A 23034-nucleotide genomic window follows, 5' to 3' on the forward strand; every position below is an offset into this window, starting at 1 on the left:
TTTGTGGGGCGTTGACTATAGACAGACCTGTCTGTATTGTCAACGGCATGAACAAACCCGTTTCCCAGACCTCGGATTCGCCGGTGCGCGAGCGTTTGCTCGACGCCGCGGATCGTCTGTTCTACCGGGAAGGCGTGCGCGCGGTGGGCATCGACCGCGTGCTGGCCGAAGCCAACGCGGCCAAGGCGTCGCTGTATTCCAACTTCGGCTGCAAAGATGAATTGATTGCCGCCTATGCGGTACGCAAGGCCGACATGGCGCGAGCTGGCATCGAGACCTATGTGGGCGATGCGCCGCCGGAGGCGCGCGTGCTGCGCTTCTTCGATTTCCTGGTCGACTGGGTCGCCAGCGAGCACTTCCGGGGTTGTCCGATGCAGCACATCGTCGGTGAACTTCCGGATGCCGAGCATCCGGCGCGTCGCGTCGCCGCCGAGCAGCGGAACTGGTTGCTGCAACGCCTCACCGAATGGTCAGACGCCGCGGGTGTCGACGATCCGCAACGCATCGCCGGCGTGCTGCTGATCCTGTTCGATGGCGCCGTCGCCTCGGCGCTTCAGGATGGCATGGAGCGCGCTCGCCAGGCGCGCTGGGCGGCCGAACGGCTGCTGGAAAGCGCCAAGCGGCAGGGCGATTAGCGAAGAGCGGCGGTGACGCCGGTCGCGGGTGCAAATGGCCGACCGGACGCGGTCGATCTGCCGAAGTCCGCGGGCGAGCGCGTTCGATCGACCGTTCGTGGATGAGCCGACACGGCGTGGGCGAGGTGGAGTACGCGCTTTTCACGTTCGTGCGCGCCGATGGATGCACCGCAGTCTTCAAGTTCCTGCCGCGCTGGATGACCGCGCCGCTCGCGTCCGGTTTCGGATGCGATGCATGGCGCTGCGGCTTTCCGACGCCGGAGTCACCACGGCACGGTTTCGCCGAATCGGTCGAGATAGGCCAGGCCAGGCGTGCCGAGACGGGACAGCAGCACGTCGATCAGGTCGGGGACGGTTTCTTCGAGGCTGAATGGCGCGTTCGGGCCGCCGAGGTCGGTGCGAATCCAGCCCGGTGCCAGCAGGACCATCGCGCGCGCCGTGTCCGCCTGGCGCGCGGCGAAACTGCGCATGAACATGTTCAGCGCGGCCTTGCTGCCACGATAGAGCTCGCGCCGCCCCTGTTCGTTGTTGCCGATGCTGCCCTGCCCGGAAGACATCGCGCCGATCAGTCCTGTTGCGGTCACGCAATGTTCGAGACGTTCGATCACGCGCATCGGGCCGAGCGCATTGGTGTGCATGACGTGCATGAATTCCTCGGTCGACACCTCGCCGATGGTCTGCGTCGGGTCGCGATTGGTGGTTCCGGCGTTGACGAACAGGATGTCGAAGCGTCGGCCCGAAAGCTTCCGCGCCAGTGCGGCGATCTGTTCCGGACGGCAAAGGTCGAGGGCCTCGATGTCGACCTGGTCCGGATGGCGTTTCGCCAGTTGGTGCAGGGGCGTGTCGGCGGCGGCATCGCGGACGGTGCCGACGACGCGCCAGCCCCGCTGCACGAATGCTGCGGACAGGGCGTGACCGAGGCCGCGAGAGGCTCCGGCGATGAGAATGCTGGGTTTTTCGGCCGTTGGTGAGGTCATGGGGTGGTCTCGTGGCGAAAGGCGAGGGCGATCCTTGCATGCCTTCCATGAATGCGCCAGGCGCAAGTGATGCAACAAAAAGTTGCATGAAACGCCATGATGGAGCGACTTCGGCGTATGCTGGGGACATGGACCGTGTGGATCTGAATCTGCTGATGGCGCTCGACGTTCTGCTCGACGAGTGCAGCGTCACGCGCGCGGCGCGCCGTCTGGGGCTGAGCACCTCCGCGATGAGTCGCACCTTGCTGCGGCTGCGTTCGGTCACCGGCGACCCTTTGCTGGTGCGCGCCGGACGCGGATTGGTGCCCACGCCGCATGCCACGGCATTGCGCGATCGCGTGCGCGATGTGAGCCGACATGCGCAAACGCTGCTGCGCCCGTCGTCCGATCCGCTCGATCTCGCGACGCTCGAATCGACCTTCACGCTGCGTGCCAATGACGCGTTCATCGAGTTCTTTTCGGTGCCGTTGCTGCAGGCCGTCACGGCGGCCGCGCCGCGGGTTCGCCTGCGTTTCGCTCCCAAGCCGGACAAGGATGCCGGTCCGTTGCGCGAGGGCCGGGTCGATCTGGAGATCGGCGTGGTCGATGCGCCCACGCCCGAGATGCGCGTGGACACCTTGTTCGTCGATCACTACGTGGGCGTGGCGCGTTCAGGCCATCCCTTGCTGCATGGCCGCAAGATCACCCCGAAGCGCTACGCAGCCTGCGGACACGTGGCGTCGTCGCCGGACGACATGTGGCGCGAGGCGGTGGACGATGCGCTCGACGCCCTCGGTCTGAAGCGGGATGTTCGTATCATCGTGCCGGGATTCACGCATGCGATGCGTGTCGCGCGTCATTCGGACCTGGTGGCCCTGGTGCCGCGCTCGTGTCTCGGCCATGCCCCGAAGGGACAGTCGGCCGTCGATTCGGGACTGCAGGCTTTCGATCTGCCCGTGCCCACGCCTTCCTTCACGGTGTGTGCGTTGTGGCACCCGCGCATGGACGTCGATCCGGCGCAACAATGGTTTCGGGATACCGTGATCTCGGTCTGCCGCGACGCGTATCCGCAGGGCAATGCCGGCATCTACTAGAGATGTAGTTGACAACCGGCGTTTTCCGCCTACTATCTACTAGAAATGTAGTAGAAGGAGCGGAGCATGAGGATTTCCCTCACCGATCGTGAGGCCGACGTGATGCAGACGCTGTGGGAGCAGGGACCTTCCACCGTTGCCGAAGTGCGCGAGCAATTGGCCGATCCGTTGGCCTACACCACCGTGCTCACGGTGCTGCGCACGCTGGAAGCCAAGGGCTATGTCGGTCACGAAGCGGCTGGACGTGGCCACCGCTTCTTCGCCAGCGTGAAGCAGCAGGCGGCGCGCAAGAATGCAGTGCAGCATCTCACCGACAAGCTGTTCAAGGGCTCGACCGAGCTGCTGTTCTCGCATCTCGTCTCGGAGAAGAAGCTCGACGCGGAACAGGTCCGCCGCATGCGCCAGTTGCTGGCCGAGCATACGGATGAGGACGCACCGAAATGATCGCGTGGATGGTGTATGCCGTGCTGGTGGCGGCCGCGCTGAGTGGTGCTGCGCTGGCTGCCGAGCGTGCGGCCAGAGTGCGGCGTCGGGTCACGCGCTGGATCTGGTTCGGCGCGTTGCTCGGGTCGCTGGCGATGCCGGTGGCGATGGCGACGGTCTCGTTTCGCGTGCCGGACATGCTTCGCAGCGGCGCCGTCTCGCCCGCGCCTATCGTGCTGCGCGACGCCACGTCGATTCCGATGCCGGCGCTGCTGGTGCACCTGGGCAGTGATGCCTCGCCGAACGCCGTCGACCGCATCGGGATCTGGATACGCGATGGCTGGGCGGCTGCGTCGTTGGCGATGCTGCTGATGCTGATGGTCGGCGCCGTGCGCTTGCAGCGACGCAAGCGCGACTGGGTCGAAGCCACAATATGCGGGGAACGCGTGCTGGTTTCGCCCGACGTGGGTCCGGCCGTCGCCGGGCTGCTGCGGCCGCGGATCGTGGTTCCCGCCTGGCTGCTGGAGCATTCCGCGAGCCAGCAACGCACAGTGTTGGCGCACGAGCGCTCCCACCTCGACGCCGGCGACACGCGTCTGCTCGCACAGGCTTTGCTGCTGCTGTTGCTGATGCCGTGGAATCCGATGATGTGGTGGCAGTTCCGCCGCCTGCGCAACGCCATCGAAGTGGACTGCGATGCCCGCGTGCTACGCGGTGGCGGCCACCTGGGCGAGTACTGCGAGACGCTGATCCAGGTGGGCGAGCGACAGGTGTCGGCGCTCCCGCTGGGACCGACGATGTCCGCACCGTGCTCGTTTCTGGAGCAGCGGATCAAGCTGATGCTGATGCAGCCGAAGCGATGGGCCGGCGTATCCGCGCTGTTGCTCGTGGCCGCCTCGCTGGGCATGGCGGCCTTCGCCGCACAGGTCACGCCGCCCAACGGCGCGGCGGCCGGCGTCGAGCAGACGGTCACGCTCACGCCCTCGGCGCTGGATCGCTACACGGGCTTCTACAAGGTCAGCGACATCTCGCGGGTGGCGGTGACGCGCGCCGGCAACGGTCTGGTGCTCGACATCAGCGCCCAGGCCGCCGCGCCCAAGCCGCTGCATGCGGTGCCGCTGGGCGCGGATCGCTTTGCCGTGCAAGGACAGCCCGCGGTGGTGCGGTTCAGCATGGGGGCCGATGGTCGGGCGGACCGTCTGGACATCGAGTACAAGGGCCGCTCGGCGCTGGATGTGCCGCGTACCAGCCGGGCCGAGGCCGAGCGCATCGAGGCCGCGCTGCATCAGCGCATCCAGGCGCAAAAGCCTTATCCCGGCAGCGTGAAGGCGCTGAAATTGCTGCTCAGCGATCCCGTGAGCGGCGCCGGCATGAGCGAAGGGCTGGCGCACGCGCGCGTCGTGCAGCGGGCATCGCGCGAGGCCTACCTCGCCAAACTGGGACCCGTGCAGTCCTACACCTTCACCGGGGTCAACAGATTCGGCGACGACGTGTATCTGGTGCGGCATGCCCATGGCGACGAGCACATGACGCTGGTGGTGGCCGCAGATGGGACGGTGACCAGAGCCTTCCGTTACCGATGACGACGTAACTTTCCACCGAGGCGGCTGAACGGCACGCAGGACGCGAGTCGCCTCCTTCTTCCACTGATCGACCGGCGGCCTTGCGCGGCTGCCGCAGGGTTGCTTTGTCTCCGTAATGCCACGTACCGGGAGTGATGCCATGCACGTATGCAGCGTAGTTCGAGGAATCGGTTTCCGTTGGAGTCTCTGTCTGGTCGTCGCCCTGGGCGTGTCGACGACGGCCGCGGCGGCGCCGCCTTCCGCCGGGCCGGACGAGGCCTATGCGATCTCCCTGGCGCGACTGGACGGCTTTGCGCAAGGCCTGACCCAGGCGGGGAAATTTTCCGGCGTGGTGCTGGTCGCGCGCCACGGTCGGGTGCTGTTCGACAAGGCGTATGGCAAACGCGACGCCGAGCGCAGCGACCTGGCGACGATCCATACGCGCTTCAATCTCGCCTCGGCCGGCAAGATGTTCACCACGGTGGCGATCCTGCAGCAGATCGCGGCGGGGCGGCTTTCGTTCGACACGCGTGTCGGGCAGGTCCTCAAGCATTATCCGAATCGGCGTTTCGCCGATGAAGTGACGGTCCGCGAATTGCTGACCCACACCTCGGGTGCGGGCGACATCGCACAGTTGTTCGGCAAGGAAAACGCCGCCGTCCGCGCACGCATGCACAGCGTCGCCGACATGGTGGCGCTCGAGGATCATCGTCCGCCGGTGTTCAAGCCGGGCAGCAAACTGGTCTACGACAACTACGGCTACGTCGTACTCGGTCGCATGGTCGAGGTGCTGTCGGGCGAGGATTTCGACACCTACGTGAAGCGTCACATCTTCGTGCCGGCAGACATGACGCATACCAGTTTCGCCCAGTGCAGCACCCATGTGCCGGACCTTGCGGTCGGCTACACCACGGTGGATGGAAAACGCGTACCCAACTGCGAAGTGCTGCCCAACCGCGGTTTTCCCGCCGGCGGTGAAGTGTCCACGGCGCGCGACATGTACCGCTTCGTGCGTGCGCTGGAGAGCGGGAAGCTGGTGCCGCCTGCGTTGTTCGCCAAGGCCACCAAGACCTACCGCAAGTTCATGGGGCTGGGGTTCTTCGCCACCGGCTACGGTGCCGGTGTGCCGGCCCGCGATTTCCGCTGGGGGCACGGCGGCGGCGCCGAGGGCATCTGCACCGACGTGCGCACGTATCCGGTGACTGGCGAGACCATCATCGTGCTGTCCAACCGCACCGGACCGGACTGCTTCCCCGTGGCCAATTTCCTGCACCAGCAGTACAACCTGGACAAGCGTTAGCCTGAGCGCGAACGGCTCGTTCGAGTCGGACCGCGATGCCTGCCATCGCCGTGCATGGAGATGTTCGGCGATGGTGTCCGTAGCGGCGCGTCGAACCGTGCGCGCGAATCGATGCGGTCTATTTGACGTTGAGCTTGCCCAGCGTCTTGAGGATATCCGTGTTGCGCTGCTTCACGTCGCCGATGTTCGTGAAGCCACTGTTCTTGGGCAGGTCGATCTGCTGGATCGCGATGCGACCTCGTCCCGTCCTTCTTCGTACGCCCATATCGCCGGACCCGCAATCGGGCCGCACGCGGAGAGAATCCCTCTGCCGGCGTTGCTTCCGTGAGACTACACGCCGTGACCCTGCGCCCACTGCGCGATGCCGGATGCATTCATCGCGCCGGCCTGGCGCGCCACTTCGCATCCGTTGCGGAACAGCATCAGGGTCGGGATGCTGCGGATGCCGTAGCGAGCGCCCAGCGCCGGTACGGCTTCGGTATCGACCTTGAGCAGACGCATGCGCGGTTCGAGCTGACCCGCCGCGCGCACGAATTCCGGCGCCATCATCCGGCACGGCCCGCACCAGGGCGCCCAGAAATCCACCAGCAGCGGCAGGTCGCTGCGCGTCAGGTGTTTCTCGAAACGCGCCGCGTCGACATCCAGTGGCACGCCCTGGAACAGCGGCTGATGGCACTTGCCGCATGACGGTGCGGCACCGAGGCGTTCGGCGGGCACGCGATTGATGGCCTCGCAATGCGGGCAGACGATGTGCATGGACGCGTTCATGGCGGCATTCCGCTGGACTGTTGGCGAGAAGATTGGGGCGGAATCGCACAGCAAAAGAGGGCGTTTGCTCGAGCCGGCGGAGCCGCCCGGGCAAGCCTGTTTCCGTGCGCTGCGCCAACGACGTTTTTGGGCTGCGGAGGGCCCGGAAGTCCTGCTGAAGCGGGATTTTCATGCCCATGAATTGCGAGTATAAAAGGGGCATCATCGCGATTTCGGCCCGCGTCATTGCGGCTTCGGTCCGAGGTCGGTTTCGACCATCGGCATGACACATGCCGCCGCATGATGCGGCTCGGCGCAAGAGGGGATCATGGACGCATCCACCGCCACTGAGCACACCTCCGATCATCGGGCGATCGCCGCGTCGCCGGAACCACTCGCACGTCTGGCCGTGCTGCGCTCGTACGACATCCTGGACACGCCGGCGGAAGGCGCGTTCGAGGACATCACGCGCATCGCCGCGCTGGTCTGCAAGGTGCCCATCGCGGTGGTCAGCCTGGTCGACGAGCATCGGCAGTGGTTCAAGTCCGAGATCGGGCTGGGCATTCGCGAGACGCCGGTGGAAGTGTCGTTCTGCGCGCACGCGCTGCTGCAGGACGAGTTGATGGAGATTCCCGACGCATTGCTGGACGATCGCTTCGTGCACAACCGTCTGGTGACGAACGGTCCGTGCGTGCGGTTCTATGCCGGCGCGGTGATCAAGACGGCCGAGGGCCATGCGCTGGGCACCGTGTGCGTGCTGGACACGCAGCCGCGCAAGCTCGACATGGAGCAGCGTCGCGTGCTGCGCGCGTTGGCCCGTCAAGTCATGACCCATCTGGAACTGCGCAAGGCGCTGATCGAGGCCTCGCGCTCGAATCGCTACCGCGGACGCCTGATGGCGATCGCCGGTCACGATCTGAAGCAGCCGCTGACCACCATGAGCATGATGCTCGACGCGCTGCAGCCGGCCACGCCGGAGGATCGCGAGCGCATCGAGGTGGCGAAGAAGGAAGGCCTGCGTCTGAGCCAGGATCTCGACGACCTGGCGCGGGCTTCGCGTATGGACGATGAGAACGAACCGCTCGAACCGCAGAACGTGTTCATGCACGAGTTGATCGCCGAGATCGCCGACAGCTGGTCGTTTGCCGCCCGCCGCAAGGGGCTGTCGCTGCGGGCGCGAGTGATCGATGCGGAAATCCGCACGCATCCCGGCATGCTGCGCACGATTCTCGACAACCTGATCGGCAACGCGATCAAGTACACGCCGCAGGGTTCGGTCACGATCGCCTGTCGCCGTGCCGACGAAGGGCTGTGGATCGACGTCACCGATACCGGCAAGGGCATTCCCGAGGCCGACGGCGAGGACATCTTCAAGGCGTTCCGGCAGCTCGATCCGGATGCGGACGGACTCGGCCTGGGGCTGTCCATCGTCAAGAGCACCGCCGACATGCTCGGCTATCCACTGCATCTGGTGTGCGGCGAGGGGAAGGGCACGACGTTCAGTGTCTGCGTGCCGCCGCGGCATGTGATCGCGGTCGGGTAAATCCGTTCGCGACGTCGTTCGCGAATCCGCGCCGTGCGCTTCGCGCCGGTCCACGACGCATCGTGTGCGAGCGTGGACCGGCGCGGGTTCGATCAGTGCTTCTTGGCGCGGGCGAACGCCGCGGCCAGCGCGTTGTTGGCCGGTGCCGACGAGGGCGCGGCGTTCGTCTTGCGCGGGTTCTTGCCGCGCGGACGTTCGTCGCGGGTCGGGCGCGTGTTGCGTGCTTCGCCGGGCACGTCGTCGAGACGCATCGACAGGCCGATGCGCTTGCGCGGCAGGTCGACCTCCATCACCTTGACCTTGACGATGTCGCCGGCCTTGACCACGTCGCGCGGGTCCTTCACGTACTGATGCGACAGCGCCGAGACGTGCACCAGGCCGTCCTGATGCACGCCGATGTCGACGAAGGCGCCGAACGCGGCCACGTTGGTGACGCGGCCTTCGAGCACCATGCCGACCACCAGATCCTTCATGTCCTCCACACCTTCGGCGAAAGAGGGCGTGACGAATTCGGGACGCGGGTCGCGGCCGGGCTTCTCCAGCTCGCTGAGGATGTCGCGCACCGTCGGCACGCCGAAGCGGTCGTCGGTGTAGTCCTCGGGTTTCAGGCCGCGCAGGAACGACGCATCGCCGATGATCTCGCGCACTTCGCGGCCGCAGCGAGCGACGATGCGTTCGACCACCGGATAGGCTTCCGGATGCACCGCGCTGGCGTCGAGCGGGTTGTCGCCGTTGCCGATGCGCAGGAAGCCGGCGCACTGCTCGAAGGCCTTTTCGCCCAGGCGCGGCACGCCCAGCAGCGCCTTGCGCGAGCGGAACGCGCCGTGGTCGTCGCGATGGCGCACCACGTTCTCGGCGACGCTGGCCGAGAGGCCCGCCACGCGCGTCAGCAGCGGCGCGGATGCCGTGTTCACGTCCACGCCGACGCCGTTCACGCAGTCCTCCACGCAGGCGTCCAGCGAGCGCGCCAGCTTCGACTGGTTGACGTCGTGCTGGTACTGGCCCACGCCGATGGCCTTGGGCTCGATCTTCACCAGTTCGGCCAGCGGGTCCTGCAGGCGGCGCGCGATGGAGACGGCGCCGCGCAGCGACACGTCCAGGTCCGGAAATTCGCGCGCGGCGGTCTCCGAGGCCGAGTACACCGACGCACCGGCTTCGCTGACCACGATCTTGGCCAGCTTCAGCGTGGCGTTCTTCTTGATGACGTCGCCCGCCAGCTTGTCGGTCTCGCGCGAGGCCGTGCCGTTGCCGATGGCGATCAGCGCGACCTGATGTTTCTGGCACAGGCGTCCGAGTTCGGCGACCGACGCGTCCCATTGCCGCCGCGGTTCGTGCGGGTAGATCGTCGTGGTGTCGAGCAGCTTGCCGGTGGCGTCGACCACCGCCACCTTGACGCCGGTGCGGATGCCGGGGTCGAGACCCATCACCGCCTTCGGGCCGGCCGGCGCGGCCAGCAGCAGGTCCTTGAGGTTGTCGCCGAAGACCGCGATGGCGGCGTCCTCGGCCGCTTCGCGGGCACGGGCGAACAGGTCCAGCTTCAGGTGCAGATGCAGTTTCACGTGCCAGGTCAGATGCACCGTGTCGGCCAGCCAGGCATCGGCCGGGCGGCCTTGCTGGGCGATGCCAGCGTGACGCGCCACGCGCGCTTCGCCTTCGCGGTGGCCCTGTTCGGCGTCGACGCCGGGCGGCGCCAGATCGAGTTCGAGAATGCCTTCGTTGCGTGCGCGCATCAGCGCCAGCAGGCGATGCGAGGGGATGGTCGCGATGGCTTCGTCGTGATCGAAGTAGTCGCTGAACTTGGCGCCTTCGTTCTCCTTGCCTTCGAGCACGCGCGCACGGATGCGTCCGCCGTTCCACAGCCAGTCGCGCAGTTCGCCGACCAGCGCGGCGTCCTCGGCGATGGTCTCCATCAGGATCGCGCGTGCGCCGTCCAGCGCGGCCTTGACGTCGGCCACGCCCTTGTCGGCATCGACGTAGGCTTCAGCCCGTGTTTCGGGCGCGACGGACGGGTCTTCGCGCAGCGCCGTCGCCAGCGGTTCGAGACCGGCTTCGCGCGCGATCTGCGCCTTGGTGCGGCGCTTAGGCTTGTAGGGCAGGTAGAGGTCTTCCAGCCGCGCCTTGGTGTCGGCGCTCTCGATCTGTTCGCGCAGGGCGTCGCTGAGCTTGCCCTGTTCTCCCACGCTGGCGAGGATGCTCGCGCGCCGGTCCTCGAGCTCGCGCAGGTAGCGCAGCCGTTCCTCCAGCAGGCGCAGCTGGGTGTCGTCCAGGCCGCCGGTGACTTCCTTGCGGTAGCGGGCGATGAAGGGCACGGTCGCACCGTCGTCGAGCAGGTTCACCGCGGCGCGCACCTGCGCGGCCTGGGCGCCGACGTCTTCGGCGATGCGTTGTTCGATACTGAGCATGGGGACAGTGGGGTCCTTGGGTTGTGCGTGAAGATGGAACAGCGGAACCGGAGGAAACTAGCCGCATCGGCTTTTCACTGCAATGGCCGGACGGACCATGTACCGGGTATCCGGCGCATCGATTTCACGCATTCAGCATCAATTGACCCATGGGCTGCCACGGTGGCGACTCCGATCCACCGTTGCGGAGCGCGACATGCGCGGATTTCTCGCATTCATCATGCTGGCGCTCCTGTGCTGCGCCGATGCACAGGCGCAGGACCTGTTCGACGTCTGCCATGCCAGCAGCAGTTACGACGTCACCATCGAGCCGCAGGCGGTGGTCTTCGACCGCGCGCAGGTCGCGCCGAAGCGCGTGCGCATGCAGGGCGGCGCGTTGCAGGTGGACGGTGCGAACGTGGCGCTGGATGCCGCCGATCACGGCCGCATCCAGCGCTTCGAGCAGATCGTTAGGTCGCTGGAACCGAAGGTCAAGGCCATCGCCGACCGCGCCGTCGACCTGGCCGCGGCGACCGTGCGCGAGCAGGGCGACAGCGCCGCACTGGATGCGCGCATCGACATGCACGTGCGCGAGCTGAAGGCACGCATCGCGCGCAGCCACAGCACGCACGACTGGCAAGGGCCGGCGTTTCAGAACTACGTCAATCAGACTGTTGGCGATCTGCTGCCTCTGCTTGCCAACGACTTGCTCGGACAGGCGATGACGGCGGCGATGAACGGCGATCTCGGTGCCGCCGCAACCCTGCGCGACCGCGCCGCCGGCCTGACCACGTCACTGCAGGCGCGCATCCAGCAACGACTGCAGGTGCTTCGCCCGCAGGTGCAGGCGCTGTGTCCGTCGGTGCGGCAGCTCGACGCTCTTGAGTCCGGTCTTGGCACCGCGCTGCCCGGCGATGCGCGGCTCGATCTGGTCGAGGTCGCGCGCTAGGTCGTGCATGCTCCCGCGTGCGAACCAGGCTTGAGCGCGTTGTTTGATGCGGAGCCGCACATAGCGCCTGTGCGCAGGATCAACTCCTTGCATCCGGCAGGCGCTGTAGTCTCTGGACGATTCCCATGTCTCGAATGTCATCCGGGACGTGCTTGCCGGCGACCGTGTGCCGCGCGCGCCAGGGAATGGGTTGCAGCGGCCCCGGAATGAAAAGCGTCCACGAGCCGTAGGCGTTGATGGGCGGATGCCCGTTCCTGCCCGAGCGATATCGGACCGGAACGCGCACGTCCCAGTAGGGCGCCTTTGCTTTCGGGCCTTCGGTCGGCACCGTGAAATGCCAGGTGCGCGCGGCGTTCAGCGCGGAGCGGGCGAACAGCTCGCGCCAGTGCGCCATCTGCTTGGTGCCACCGCGCGTCATCAGGTCCACGTGCTCGGCTGCGGCTTTTTCGACGTTTCCGTCACGACCCACGCGCAGGATCAAGAATGCGGTACCGGAGACGCCGCTGCGGACCATCTCGACGGGATAGCGCGGCGGCTGGCGATGTTCGCGGCGAAAACCTGCCGAATGCGACGACGGCGTGCCGGGAAACCAAGTCGAGGCGACGCGCACGTCGTAGCGTTTGTCGGCTAATGGCACGGCCACGATGCGGACGCGCATCGGCGACTCGGCGGCGACAGGCGTACCGTGCTTGCGCACCGGCTCGAAGCGCCAGTGCGGCACGGCCTTGGCGAGCAGTCCGGTCACGGCTTTGGGCAGCTTGTCCGGCTGCTCCAGCGTGTAGGCAGTGACGCTCCCCTGAGGCGAAATCGTGATCGCGCCCTTGACCACCATGCTGGCTTCGTAATGCAGCGGATTCGCGCGGGTCGCGGTCGACCACGTCAGGCTGCAACCCATGAGCATGAACAGGACCATGCGACAGGCTTTCATGCGACATCCTTTTCCATGTGACGACTCTTCGATGATCCGCCGATTCGGTGACAGCGTCGAGTGCTTCCGCGTCGATCGAGTATGCGGTGGTGTCACGGGCGTGTGCCGATTCGAGGCGGTGCATGGCATGCATCGCAAAGGCGGCACGGCGCTTCAGTGCAACCGTTGTCGGCGCGCGGGTATCTGTGATGGGTATCCATACATGCCCGCACAACGTTCGTCGTGACGCGCTCGGCGCATCGGGCATCCATTTTCGATCCAAGGAGCACATTCGTCATGATCATGAGACGAGTCCGGGCAAGTTTGGCGATCTGTTTGCTGTGCATGTGTGTCGCGACTGTGGCCGCGTCTTCACCTGGACGCATGGCACAGGCAGCCAGTGCATCGTCGCCGGTTCCGCGTGCTGACCACGCCTGGCGAACGGACGTGGCGCGCTACGCCCAGCGCATGATCGATGCCGGCTTTTTCCCGGGCATGCAGATCGCGGTGACGCGTGGCGACCGGGTCGTCTACACCGGCAGCTTCGGGGTCGCGGACATCGGCACGGGAAGGCGAGTGGATGACGGCACGCGGTTCTACATCGCGTCCACCACCAAGGCGCTGACCGCGACGGCCGTGCTGCTGGAGATCGCGCATGGGCGGATGTCGCTGGATGCGCCGGTAACGCGTTACATCCACGACGTGCGTTTCCATCCGCCGCTGCAGGCCGAACGCATCACGATCCGTTCGCTGCTGGCGATGACCGACGGCATCGACGCCTGCATGCCGGTGGTGTTCCGCACTGCCTTCAGCGGCGTGTTCACGCAGCCGCAGCTGATCCGCTTGATGCGCGATTGCGGTCCGTCGAAATCCGGACGCGCGTTCGTCTACCGCAATCTGCCGTACAACCTGCTGGGCATGGCGTTGGCGCCGCATGCGCGGGACGGTTGGAAGGCCGTGGTGCGAAAAGACGTACTCGAACCGCTGGGCATGCGCGAGACCACCGCGCGGGTGTCGACACTGGCGCGCGACCGGATTGCCATGCCGCACGAGGCGGACGGGCAGGGCTTCGCGCGCATCCGGCTGGCCAAGACCGACGCCAACCTGCACGCCGCCGGCGGCTATTTCACGACGGCGCGCGATCTGGCCCGTTTTCTCGCGGTGCAGGCCAGTGGAGGTCGACTGCAGGGACGCCGCATCTTTCCGGCCGCGGTGATCGCCACTGCGCATGCCGAGCACGCGCAGCAGGATCGCGATTTCGGTCCGTATCACCGGTACGGCTGGGGGTATGGCTGGGATCTCGGTCGCTACGAAGGGCACACGCTGGTGCACCGGTTCGGCGCCTTCTCGGGATATCGCTCGCACGTGTCGTTCATGCCTGACACCGGCGTCGGCGTGATCGTGCTGGTCAACGGCGTCGGCGTGCCGTACGCGGCCGACGAGATGGCCGATTACATCTACGACCGTCTGCGCGACGGACATGCGAAGGCTCAGGCACGGCACGACGCGGACTTCGCTCGACTCCTGAAGCGCAAGGCGAGCTTCGCCCGGCGAGTTGCCGCGCATCGCAAGCTGGAACGGCAGCGCGAGAGGGAGCCGCTGAAGCAACCGTTGGACGCCTTCGTCGGGCGCTATGCCAATCCGTGGCTGGGCACGATGCGCTGGACGCTCTCGGACGGTCACCTGCACGTAGCGATTGGTGCGGCGCAGAGTGTCGCCACGATCTACGACGCGAACCGATCCGCCCTTCGCGTCGAACTGACCGGCGGCGGCGAGGTGGTGCGTTTCGATTTCGGCAAGGGCGCGAAACATGCAACGGCGCTGGAGTATCACGGCTACCGGTTCGAACGCGTGCAATGAACGGTTCGGCGAGCAAGTCCGTGCGGGGCTTGCCGCGCACACGGGCAACGTCCTGGATGCACGGCGCGTGGGCGCTCAGCCCATACAGAGGAGCTTCCGCGTACCGAGCAAGGACATGGCAATGCGCAGGGCATCTGCGATCACGTTCTGAAGCAGTGCGCAGACATCGGCATCGGTCGGCCGATGGCTCCGGGCATCCGACGCTGCATGATCGGGAATGCGGCGGCTCACATGCTCGGATGACGGTGCGCGGTGTCGTGTGTCCCGCCGGGAAATGGCATGCTTCATCCACGCGTTCCATTCATCGGAACCGATGGCCGCGCGGCTCCCGCAACCGGTGTAGATTAGACCCGCCTCGCATCGAGGCCTGTTTGAGGGAGGGGTCGATCATGATGTCGCTTGCTCAGCTATGGCTTCCCATCGCGTTGTCCGCCGTGGCGGTGTTCTTCGCCAGCAGCGTGCTGCACATGCTGCTGCGCTTCTGGCATATGCCCGATTACCGCGGTTTCGCCAACGAGGACGCCGTTCGCGCGGCGATTCGCGACGGCGATCCCGAGCCTGGCATGTACGTGGTGCCGTATTGTCGGATGGAGGACATGAAGACGCCGGAGGCGGCGCAGAAATACGAACAGGGGCCGATCGGCTTCGTGCTGCTGCGCGCCAACGGCATGCCCAACATGCTGCGCAGCCTGGTGCAGTGGTTTCTGCTGTGCCTGGTCGTCTCGCTGTTCTGCGCCTTCATCGCCTCCGCGGCGTTGCCGATCGCTGCCGACGGCCATCGCGTGTTCCACGTGACGGCGCTGGCGGCCTTGATGGCCTATGCGACGGGTTCGTTCTCGATGGGCATCTGGTGGGGTCAGCCGTGGCGCGCCGTGTTCAAGGATGCCGTGGACGGACTGATCTACGCGCTGGTGACCGGCGCGGTCTTCATGTGGCTGTGGCCGCATAGCTGACTGAAGGGGGCGGGCTGCGATCTTGTCGCTCGCGGCCCGGATGGACCGATGCGCGTGCGTGGCCCGGCATCCGTCGGGCTGCGGCGTGCGCGCGCGAGGTTTCGATATGTTCGGCACGCTGAGGCGAAAGCGTTTCGCTCGCGCAGTCGCCTGCGTCCATCCCATGCTCGACGATGCGTTTGCGCAATGCGCGGGGATGGTACCTTTGGCGCATCCTCGCATGTCGCACGGGAGTCCCGCATGACCTTCGTTTCCACTGCCGCACGCTTCGGCGTGCGACGCGCGCTGATGCCGTTCGCGCTCGTTGCCGCGCTCGTTTTCGTCACCGGTTCCGCACTGGCGCAGAGCGCTCGGACGACGCAGGTGCCGCCGCCGCAGGACACGCCGTATCCGGGCACCATCGCGTTGCGTGTCGATGCCAGCGACACCGCGCAGGGCATCTTCCGCGTGCACGAGACGATTCCGGTGCAGGCCGGCAAGCTCACGCTGCTCTATCCGGCCTGGATTCCCGGCGACCACTCGCCGACCGGTCCGGTGGCCATGCTGGCCGGTCTGCAGCTCAGCGCCAACGGCAAACCGCTGACGTGGACACGCGACGAGTACGACGTGTATGCCTTCCACGTCGACGTGCCGCAGGGCGTGTCCAGCATCGACGCGCATTTCCAGTACCTGTCCAGCCGGCAGGGCGGTTTCGAGATGACCGACCGCATGCTGATGCTGGAATGGAACAAGATGGCGCTGTACCCGGCCGGGCACTACACGCGCCGCATCACCTTCCAGCCCAGCGTGACGCTGCCGGACGGCTGGAAGTTCGGCAGCGCGCTGCGCGCTGCGTCGGTCGCGGGCGATACCACTACCTTCAAACCGGTGACCTTCAACAACCTGGTCGATTCGCCGATCTACGCGGGCCGCTACTTCAAGCGCGTGGACTTGGCGCCGGGCGCCAAGGTGCCGGTGCATCTGGACATCGTGGCCGATGCGCCGAAGGACCTCGCACTCACGCCCGCGCAGGTGACCATGCATCGCGATCTGGTGACGCAGGCGACGCGCCTGTTCGGCTCGCATCACTACGATCATTACGACTTCCTGCTGTCGCTGTCCGATCATCTAGCGGGCAACGGACTCGAACATCACCAGTCCAGCGAGAACGGTCTGGGCGCGGACTATTTCACGAACTGGGACGCCAGCGCGCCGGATCGCGACCTGCTGGCGCACGAGTACACGCATTCGTGGAACGGCAAGTTCCGTCGCGGCGCGGATCTGTGGACGCCGAACTTCAACGTGCCGATGGGCGACTCGCTGCTGTGGGTCTATGAAGGTCAGACCCAGTACTGGGGTTTCGTGCTGACGGCGCGCTCGGGCATGTGGTCGCCGCAGCAGTTCCGCGACGCGCTGGCCATCGTCGCGGCCAAGTACGACCGCGATCGACCCGGCTTCCAGTGGCGCACGCTGGAAGACACTACCAACGACCCCACCGCCGCACGCCGAGCACCTCTGCCATACCGCAACTGGCAGATGAGCGAGGAGTACTACAGCGCCGGGCAGATGGTCTGGCTGGCCGTGGACGCCAAGCTGCGCGCGCTCACGCATGACCGCAAGTCGCTCGACGATTTCGCCCAGGCGTTCTTCGGCATTGACAACGGCAGCTACGTGACGCGCACCTACACGTTCGACGACGTCGTGGCGGCGCTGAACGGCGTGGCCAAGTACGACTGGGCGAGCTTCCTGCGCGCGCACATCGATGCGCGCAATCCGCCGCTGCTGGACGGTCTGGAGGCGGCCGGCTGGAAACTGGTCTACACCGACCAGAAGAGCGCGTACGAGCAGCGCTACGACGACAGCGACCAGTCGTCGCGGCACCTGTACAACTACGCCTGGTCGATCGGCATGACCATGAACAAGGACGCCACGGTCAACGACGTGCTGTGGGACGGCCCCGCGTTCAAGGCCGGCGTCAGCAGCGGCGCGACCCTGATCGCCGTCAATGGGCACGACTATTCCGACAGCGTGCTGAAGGACGCCATCGCCGCAGCCAAGGACGCCACCGCGCCGATCCGGCTGACCTTCAAGTATCAGGGTGGCATTCGCACGGTCGACGTCGATTATCACGAAGGCCTGAAGTACCCGCATCTGGTGCGGATCAAGGGCACGCCGGATTATCTGAGCCGCATCATCGCGCCGCGCAAGTAGTGTCGAGGTCCGCGTGACGCATCCCGTCGTCTTCGGTATGCGTCATGCGGGATGCATGCGCCCGCGCAGCGTTTGCGAATCCATGCATGCAAGGGAGCCTGCATGAAAAGCGGGTTGCGTATTGCAGTGATCGGCTACGGCAGCGGCGGCCAGGCGGCCGCGATTCTGCTGTCGCGCGACGACCATCGCGTCGAGGTGTTCGAGCGCGTGGCGCAACCCGGTCCGGTGGGTGCGGGCTTTCTGCTGCAGCCGGTCGGTCTGCAGGTGTTGTGGGAGATGGGGCTGCTGGATGCCGTGCTCGCACACGGCGCGCCGATCCGGCGACTGTTCGGCCGCACGGTGCGCGGGCGCGCAGTGATGGACATGCGCTACGGCGACCTGGACGCCCGGCTGTTTGGCCTGGGTCTGCAGCGCGGCGCATTGTTTGAACTGTTCGACGCTGCCTGGACCGAGGGGCGCTGTCTGCACGCCGGTCGCGCGATCACGCAGTTGGATGTGGAGCAGGGCGTGCTGACGGACGCGCAGGGGCGTCGTCACGAGGGCTTCGACCTGATCGTCGTCGCCGACGGTTCAGCCTCGCAGCTGCGGAGCCAGGTCGCGCCGGCACGGTTCGATCGTGCGTATCCCTGGGGCGCGCAGTGGTGTCTGGTCGAGCAAGGCGCGTGGTCGTGGCCGGACGAACTGCAACAGCGCTATGTCGCGGCGCGCGCCATGGCCGGCATGCTGCCGGTCGGTACGCGACCGAGCGATCCGACGAAACGCCTGAGCTTTTTCTGGAGCCTGCCGGGCGCGGCGCTGGCGAAGGCGGTCGATGCGCCGTCCTGGCGGCGCGAACTGCGGTCGGTGTGGCCGGAGACCGCAGCGCAGTTGGCTGACGTCGCCGTGACGGATGCGCTGGCGCCGGCGCGCTACCGCGATACCGTGCAGCGCAGCTGGTTCCGCGATCGCGCCGTGCTGCTCGGCGACGCCGCGCATGCGATGAGTCCGCAGCTCGGGCAGGGCGTCAACATGGCGCTCCTCGATGCGCTGGCGCTGCGCGATGCGTTGCGCATGCATGCATCGGTCGGCGAGTCCTTGGCCGCCTATCAGCACGAACGTCGCGCGCACCTCGGTATTTATCACTTCTGGAGTCGCTGGCTCACGCCACTGTTCCAGTCCGACCGACGCTGGGGACCGGCGCTGCGCGATGCGTTGTTCCATCCGCTATCGCGCTGGCCGGGTGGACGAGGGCAGATGCTGCGCGTGCTGACGGGCACGCGCCGCGGCTGGTGGGGACGGATGCCCCTGAGCGACGGATTTCTCGACGCGCTGGCTGCGCGAGCGTTGTCGTCCCCGCACGAAACTTCCGCACACGCAGACGCGGAGGGTGTCCGCTAGCGGGCTCCGCGCTGCGTCGTCAGGTGGTTTCCGTTCGCTCCGCGGCGTAGGGCCAGTGGAACACTTCGTCGATGCGCTTGCCGAAGACGTCGGCGATGCGGAAGGCGGCAGCCAGCGAAGGGGCGTAGCGGCCTTGCTCGATGGCGGCGATGGTCTGCCGCGTCAGGCCCACGCGTTTGCCGAGTTCGGACTGGGTCATCTCCTGCGCCATGAAGCGCAGCAGGCGGATGTCGTTGGCGATGCCTTCAGTGGGCAAAACGCATCCTCCGGTAGCCGGCCACGATCAGCACATGTCGCAGCGTCTCGCTGAGCACCACGAACAGCAGGGCCGCGTTGACGAGTTCCCAGACGCGGTAGCCGAACGGCATCACCACGCCGACCACGAGCATGCCCGCCAACAGCAGGAAGTAGGCCGCACGCGTGGCGCGTCCGTCGATGGCGCGGTCGCGTTCGTCGTGCATCGGGCTTTCGCCGGCATGCGATTCGCCGCGCTTCACGATCAGCAGGCCGATGCCGTAGGCAAGGGCGTGCAGGGTGCCGGCGACGGCCAGACAGAGGATGCGGTCGCCAAAGGTGGGCAAGCGCTCGGACCAAACGAACTGGATGACGAAGTACACCTGGTAGACCGGGCACATGCTGAGGATCATCAGCCATGCGCGTTTCTCGAGTGCGGACATGCGAGCGCTCCATGAATGAAATGTTCGACGCAATGTTAATTATATTTGACATCATGCCAACAAAAATAGTCGCTCAATTGCCTGTTAGCAGGCTCTGCCGCACGCGCACGCCGCACCGTGCGATGGTCCTTTGCAGGGCGATGTCCTGGGAAAACGTCGGTCAAGCGCGTCGGATCGCGGGTGTCGCTCCGGCCGCCGTGGTCAGGCGCAACGGCGCGATGGCGACCCACCGAACGCGGCCAGATGATCCCGCACCATGGCCGCGATGGCGGGATGTTCGATGCGGATCAGCTCGAACACGCCGGCGCACTTCAGCGGTTCCGCCAGCGTCAGCAGCGCTTGTTCGGCCCGGCGTCGAGCAGGCTCGCTGTCGGCTTTCTGCAACTCCCGGAGCCTGGACAGGAATTGCGCCAGCGGCAGTTCCTGCGCGGACGACGTTGCCGACGCCGGCGGGCGATCGCGGTCGTGTGCGATGGAATACGCTCGGACCGGGTGGTGCGGGGCCGGATCGAGCAGCATGCCGCGTTCGCGCAGCGGTGCGTACGCGCGCAGCAGACGCAGCCATGCGCTTCGAAGGCGTGGGCTGCGTGATGGCATATGGGGCATGGCGTGATCCTCGTCGTGTGAATGGATACGGATCGCGCTTGATGAACTGGCGCGACGAGGGCACGATAAAACCTCAGGTTAACTTGAGGTCAAGGTCTTGGAATCGAAACCGAAGACGTCGTTGCTCAGCGTCGGCGAGGTGGCGGTGCGCAGCGGACTGAGCGTGTCGGCGATCCACTTCTACGAAAGCAAGGGACTGATCCACAGCCGCCGCAATGCGGGCAACCAGCGCCGCTACCGGCGCGACGTGCTGCGCAGGCTAGCGGTGATCCGCATCGCTCAGCGCACCGGTATCCCGCTCGCGTCCATCGCGGAGGCACTGGATACGCTGCCGCAGGCGCGCACCCCAACGGTCGAGGATTGGCGACGACTGTCGCGGCATTGGCGCAAGGAACTGGACGCGCGCATCGAGCGCCTGATGCAGCTGCGCGACCAGTTAAGCGGCTGCATCGGTTGCGGCTGTCTGTCGCTGAAGAAATGCCCGCTGCGCAATCCGCAGGATGCGCTGGGACAGGAAGGCAGTGGGCCTCGGCTTCTGGATGCCGAGCATCTCTAGGTCTGTGCGTGTGCGATCGTCGGTGCGATTCTGCGGGATTGGACGCAGTGCAGCGGTGCGGGTACCTTCGGCATCATGGTCCGGCCATCTGCAATGGCGGGCGGGCGTGGCCACGGAATGCACGGATTCTTCAACCAGGGAGGGAGCGATATGCAGGACGACAACAGCGTCGACGCATCCGGCGTCGATGGTGCGGGAACGCGGGACGGCGCGAAGATCTCGAAGGCCGAGACGGTCATGGATGCACGCCGCTCGCGGCCGAACATCCTGATGATCATGGTCGATCAGCTGCGCTATCCGAACCGCGGCTACGGCGAGGCGGGGTTCGCGGACGGCATCAAGCAGGTGCTCGACTTCATCGGCGACATCGATCCGGCCCGCAATGCCTGGGCGCAGTATTTCCCCGGCTTCTGCAAGTTGCGCGAACACGCGGTGGTGTTCACCGACCACACCATCGCCGAATCGGCCTGCATTCCCAGCCGCGCCAGCATCATGACCGGTCAGTACGGGCCGCGCACCGGCGTGACCCAGACCGACGGCCTGTTCAAGAGCGGTGACGCGCAGAACTTCCCGTGGCTGAAGGCCGACGGTGCGCCGACCATCGGCGACTATTTCCGCGAGATCGGCTACACCACGCACTACTTCGGCAAGTGGCATGTCAGCGATCCGCCCGAGCATACGCTGCAAGGTTTCGGTTTCGACGACTGGGAGCTGTCCTGGCCCGAGCCGCACGGCTCGCTGACCAACAACATGGGTGCCTATCGCGACTATCAGTTCGCCGATCTGGCTTGCAGCTTCCTGCGTGCCCGCGCGCTGGGCGTACCGTTCGCACGCAGCACCGGCCGCGTGAGCGCCAAGGCGCCGCTGGCGCCCGCGGTGCCGGAACCGAGGCCGTTCTTTGCGGTGTGCTCGTTCACCAACCCGCACGACATCGCCACCTATCCGACGCTGCCGCGCATGCTCCAGCCGACCTTTCCGCCGTCGACGCCGGGCGGTGAGCCGCAGCCGCAGGAGTCCTACGGTCCGGGGTTGTCGGTGCCGATCCCGGAGCAGGGCACGTTCAGTGCCGTGCCGGTGAACGGCTCGTTCCGGATTCCGCTGAATCCGCGCGGCCTGCCGCAGGCGTGCGCCACGGCATCGCCGACGCAGAACGAGAATCTGTGGACCAACAACAAGCCACGTGCGCAGTTCGACTACGCCTACAAGGTCGGTCTCGGGCTGGCGGCGAAGACCGGGCTGCAGGTCGCCGAGGCGATGGGCGGCGACCCGGAGACGCAGTTGCAGGAGGCGGTCAAGGCGGCGCTCGCCGTGCCCATTCCGTTCCAGCAGCAGCCGCGCGCGGACGATGCAGCGACCGGTTTCCTGCAGTACTACGCGTACATGATCTCGATGGTCGACCGGCACATCCTGAAGGTGCTGGAGACGCTCGAAGAGACCGGCATGGACGAGAACACCGTGGTGGTGTTCGCCTCCGATCACGGCGAGTACGGCGCCGCGCACGGCATGATGATGGAGAAGTGGCACGGCGCGTATCAGGAAACCGTGCATGTGCCGTTCCTGATCCGCTCGAAGCAGTACAACGGCGAACTCGCATCGATGGCCGTCGACGCACAGACCAGCCATATCGACGTGCTGCCCACGCTGCTCGGAATCGCCGGCGCGCATCCGGAGCAGATCGAACGCGCGCGCCGGAATCTTTCCAAGACCCATCCGGCCGCGCCGCTGCCGGGTGCGGATCTGACGAAAGTGGTCACTGCCGGTGGCGGGCCGGTGATCGGCCCCGACGGTCGCGAGCGTGCCGGCGTGCTGTTCGCCACCGACGACATGATCACCGAGCCGCTGCCGCGCGACGACGATCCGCACAACATCAACTCGCAGCGGCAGTACGCGGTGTTCTCGGCTGCGGTCGAGGCGCTGCGCGACGGCAAGGCGCCGCGTCCCGTGCCCGAGCTTTCGCCCGGTCCCGTGTGTCAGCCGGCGCATGTGCGCGCGCTGCGTTCGGGCGACTGGAAGCTGGTGCGCTACTGCGATCCGTGGAGCGCGAAGCCGGCGCCGGATCAGTGGGAGCTCTACAACCTGGCGCTCGATCCGACCGAGTACGTCAATCTGGTGATCTACGACGGCGCGTTTCCCACCCCGATTGCCGCCGAGGCGCTGCCCGACGGGCTCACGCAACAGGCCGTGGTCGAGGCCGCCAAGGCGCTGCATGCCGAGTTGACGCGTCAGGAAGTCGCACTGCTTTCGCCGTATCCGAGCGCACATCCGAGCGGCCGGCTCTAAGTTCGATCATCGTGTCCGGGCGGTGCGCGCTGCGCGTG

22 protein-coding genes are annotated in these 23034 nt (G+C 66.4%); 14 read left to right on the forward strand and 8 right to left on the reverse strand.

The window, feature by feature from the left end:
- Positions 1-47: 47 nt before the first annotated feature.
- A complete protein-coding gene (locus tag LF63_RS06860) occupies positions 48-635 on the forward strand; it encodes a TetR/AcrR family transcriptional regulator (protein WP_043100566.1) in 588 nt (195 codons plus the stop codon).
- Between the two features lie 263 nt (positions 636-898).
- On the opposite strand, the gene LF63_RS06865 is transcribed toward LF63_RS06860, so the two are convergent.
- Positions 899-1678 (reverse strand): SDR family oxidoreductase, encoded by a 780-nt coding sequence (locus tag LF63_RS06865; RefSeq protein WP_338047227.1) that lies wholly within the window; start codon positions 1676-1678, stop codon positions 899-901.
- Positions 1679-1740: 62 nt separating this feature from the next.
- On the opposite strand from LF63_RS06865, the gene LF63_RS06870 reads away from it, so the two are divergent.
- From LF63_RS06870 to LF63_RS06885, 4 genes are all read left to right on the forward strand, one after another.
- Entirely contained in the window at positions 1741-2685 is a 945-nt protein-coding gene (locus LF63_RS06870) for a LysR family transcriptional regulator (protein ID WP_043100568.1), read from the forward strand.
- A gap of 66 nt (positions 2686-2751) precedes the next feature.
- Entirely contained in the window at positions 2752-3129 is a 378-nt protein-coding gene (locus LF63_RS06875) for a BlaI/MecI/CopY family transcriptional regulator (protein ID WP_043100569.1), read from the forward strand.
- Positions 3126-4691 carry a M56 family metallopeptidase gene (locus LF63_RS06880; RefSeq protein ID WP_043100570.1) on the forward strand — a complete coding sequence of 522 codons (1566 nt, stop codon included), beginning with the start codon at positions 3126-3128 and terminating at the stop codon, positions 4689-4691. The genes LF63_RS06875 and LF63_RS06880 overlap by 4 nt, the downstream gene beginning before the upstream one ends.
- A 139-nt stretch (positions 4692-4830) precedes the next feature.
- Positions 4831-5970, forward strand: a complete 1140-nt coding sequence (locus LF63_RS06885; RefSeq protein ID WP_161782328.1) for a serine hydrolase domain-containing protein — start codon at positions 4831-4833, stop codon at positions 5968-5970.
- A gap of 118 nt (positions 5971-6088) precedes the next feature.
- Here the strand turns inward: LF63_RS06885 and LF63_RS15960 are convergent, their stop codons facing one another.
- Both LF63_RS15960 and trxC read right to left on the reverse strand, forming a co-directional pair.
- Positions 6089-6235 (reverse strand): hypothetical protein, encoded by a 147-nt coding sequence (locus LF63_RS15960; protein WP_154662672.1) that lies wholly within the window; start codon positions 6233-6235, stop codon positions 6089-6091.
- A gap of 65 nt (positions 6236-6300) precedes the next feature.
- Entirely contained in the window at positions 6301-6738 is a 438-nt protein-coding gene (trxC, locus tag LF63_RS06890) for a thioredoxin TrxC (RefSeq protein ID WP_043100571.1), read from the reverse strand.
- 307 nt (positions 6739-7045) lie between these two features.
- Here trxC and LF63_RS06895 point away from each other — a divergent pair, with 307 nt between their 5' ends.
- Positions 7046-8260, forward strand: coding sequence for a GAF domain-containing sensor histidine kinase (locus LF63_RS06895; RefSeq protein WP_043100572.1), 1215 nt, complete (start codon positions 7046-7048; stop codon positions 8258-8260).
- Positions 8261-8352: 92 nt separating this feature from the next.
- On the opposite strand, the gene LF63_RS06900 is transcribed toward LF63_RS06895, so the two are convergent.
- Positions 8353-10662, reverse strand: a complete 2310-nt coding sequence (locus LF63_RS06900) for a Tex family protein (protein WP_043100574.1) — start codon at positions 10660-10662, stop codon at positions 8353-8355.
- A gap of 196 nt (positions 10663-10858) precedes the next feature.
- On the opposite strand from LF63_RS06900, the gene LF63_RS06905 reads away from it, so the two are divergent.
- Positions 10859-11590 (forward strand): DUF2884 family protein, encoded by a 732-nt coding sequence (locus LF63_RS06905; protein ID WP_043100576.1) that lies wholly within the window; start codon positions 10859-10861, stop codon positions 11588-11590.
- A gap of 79 nt (positions 11591-11669) precedes the next feature.
- Here the strand turns inward: LF63_RS06905 and LF63_RS06910 are convergent, their stop codons facing one another.
- Entirely contained in the window at positions 11670-12422 is a 753-nt protein-coding gene (locus LF63_RS06910) for an energy transducer TonB (RefSeq protein ID WP_152569271.1), read from the reverse strand.
- A 218-nt stretch (positions 12423-12640) separates the two neighbouring features.
- Between LF63_RS06910 and LF63_RS16040 the strand changes: the two genes are divergently transcribed.
- From LF63_RS16040 to LF63_RS06930, 5 genes are all read left to right on the forward strand, one after another.
- Positions 12641-12925 (forward strand): hypothetical protein, encoded by a 285-nt coding sequence (locus LF63_RS16040; RefSeq protein WP_161782329.1) that lies wholly within the window; start codon positions 12641-12643, stop codon positions 12923-12925.
- Positions 12926-12944: 19 nt separating this feature from the next.
- Positions 12945-14357: a serine hydrolase gene (locus LF63_RS06915; protein WP_043100578.1), complete on the forward strand. Its 1413-nt coding sequence runs from the start codon at positions 12945-12947 to the stop codon at positions 14355-14357.
- Positions 14358-14746: 389 nt separating this feature from the next.
- Complete coding sequence (locus LF63_RS06920; RefSeq protein ID WP_043100580.1) at positions 14747-15310, forward strand: hypothetical protein; 564 nt, start codon at positions 14747-14749, stop codon at positions 15308-15310.
- A gap of 240 nt (positions 15311-15550) precedes the next feature.
- Positions 15551-17500 (forward strand): M61 family metallopeptidase, encoded by a 1950-nt coding sequence (locus LF63_RS06925; RefSeq protein WP_052394802.1) that lies wholly within the window; start codon positions 15551-15553, stop codon positions 17498-17500.
- Positions 17501-17602: 102 nt separating this feature from the next.
- Entirely contained in the window at positions 17603-18877 is a 1275-nt protein-coding gene (locus LF63_RS06930) for an FAD-dependent oxidoreductase (RefSeq protein WP_043100581.1), read from the forward strand.
- A gap of 19 nt (positions 18878-18896) precedes the next feature.
- Here LF63_RS06930 and LF63_RS06935 read toward each other — a convergent pair whose 3' ends face one another.
- From LF63_RS06935 to LF63_RS06945, 3 genes are all read right to left on the reverse strand, one after another.
- Positions 18897-19133, reverse strand: a complete 237-nt coding sequence (locus LF63_RS06935; RefSeq protein ID WP_425477040.1) for a helix-turn-helix transcriptional regulator — start codon at positions 19131-19133, stop codon at positions 18897-18899.
- On the reverse strand, positions 19123-19554 hold the full coding sequence (locus LF63_RS06940; RefSeq protein WP_043100584.1) for a hypothetical protein: 432 nt from the start codon (positions 19552-19554) through the stop codon (positions 19123-19125). Before LF63_RS06940 ends, LF63_RS06935 begins: the two co-directional genes overlap by 11 nt.
- Positions 19555-19755: 201 nt before the next feature.
- Positions 19756-20160, reverse strand: coding sequence for a hypothetical protein (locus tag LF63_RS06945; protein ID WP_152569273.1), 405 nt, complete (start codon positions 20158-20160; stop codon positions 19756-19758).
- A gap of 97 nt (positions 20161-20257) precedes the next feature.
- On the opposite strand from LF63_RS06945, the gene soxR reads away from it, so the two are divergent.
- Together soxR and LF63_RS06955 are read left to right on the forward strand one after the other, a co-directional pair.
- Positions 20258-20716, forward strand: a complete 459-nt coding sequence (gene soxR / locus LF63_RS06950) for a redox-sensitive transcriptional activator SoxR (protein WP_043100586.1) — start codon at positions 20258-20260, stop codon at positions 20714-20716.
- Between the two features lie 150 nt (positions 20717-20866).
- Entirely contained in the window at positions 20867-22996 is a 2130-nt protein-coding gene (locus LF63_RS06955; RefSeq protein WP_200877538.1) for a sulfatase-like hydrolase/transferase, read from the forward strand.
- The last annotated feature ends 38 nt before the right edge of the window (positions 22997-23034 follow it).

It is taken from the genome of Oleiagrimonas soli (genome assembly GCF_000761445.1).
GTDB lineage: Bacteria > Pseudomonadota > Gammaproteobacteria > Xanthomonadales > Rhodanobacteraceae > Oleiagrimonas > Oleiagrimonas soli.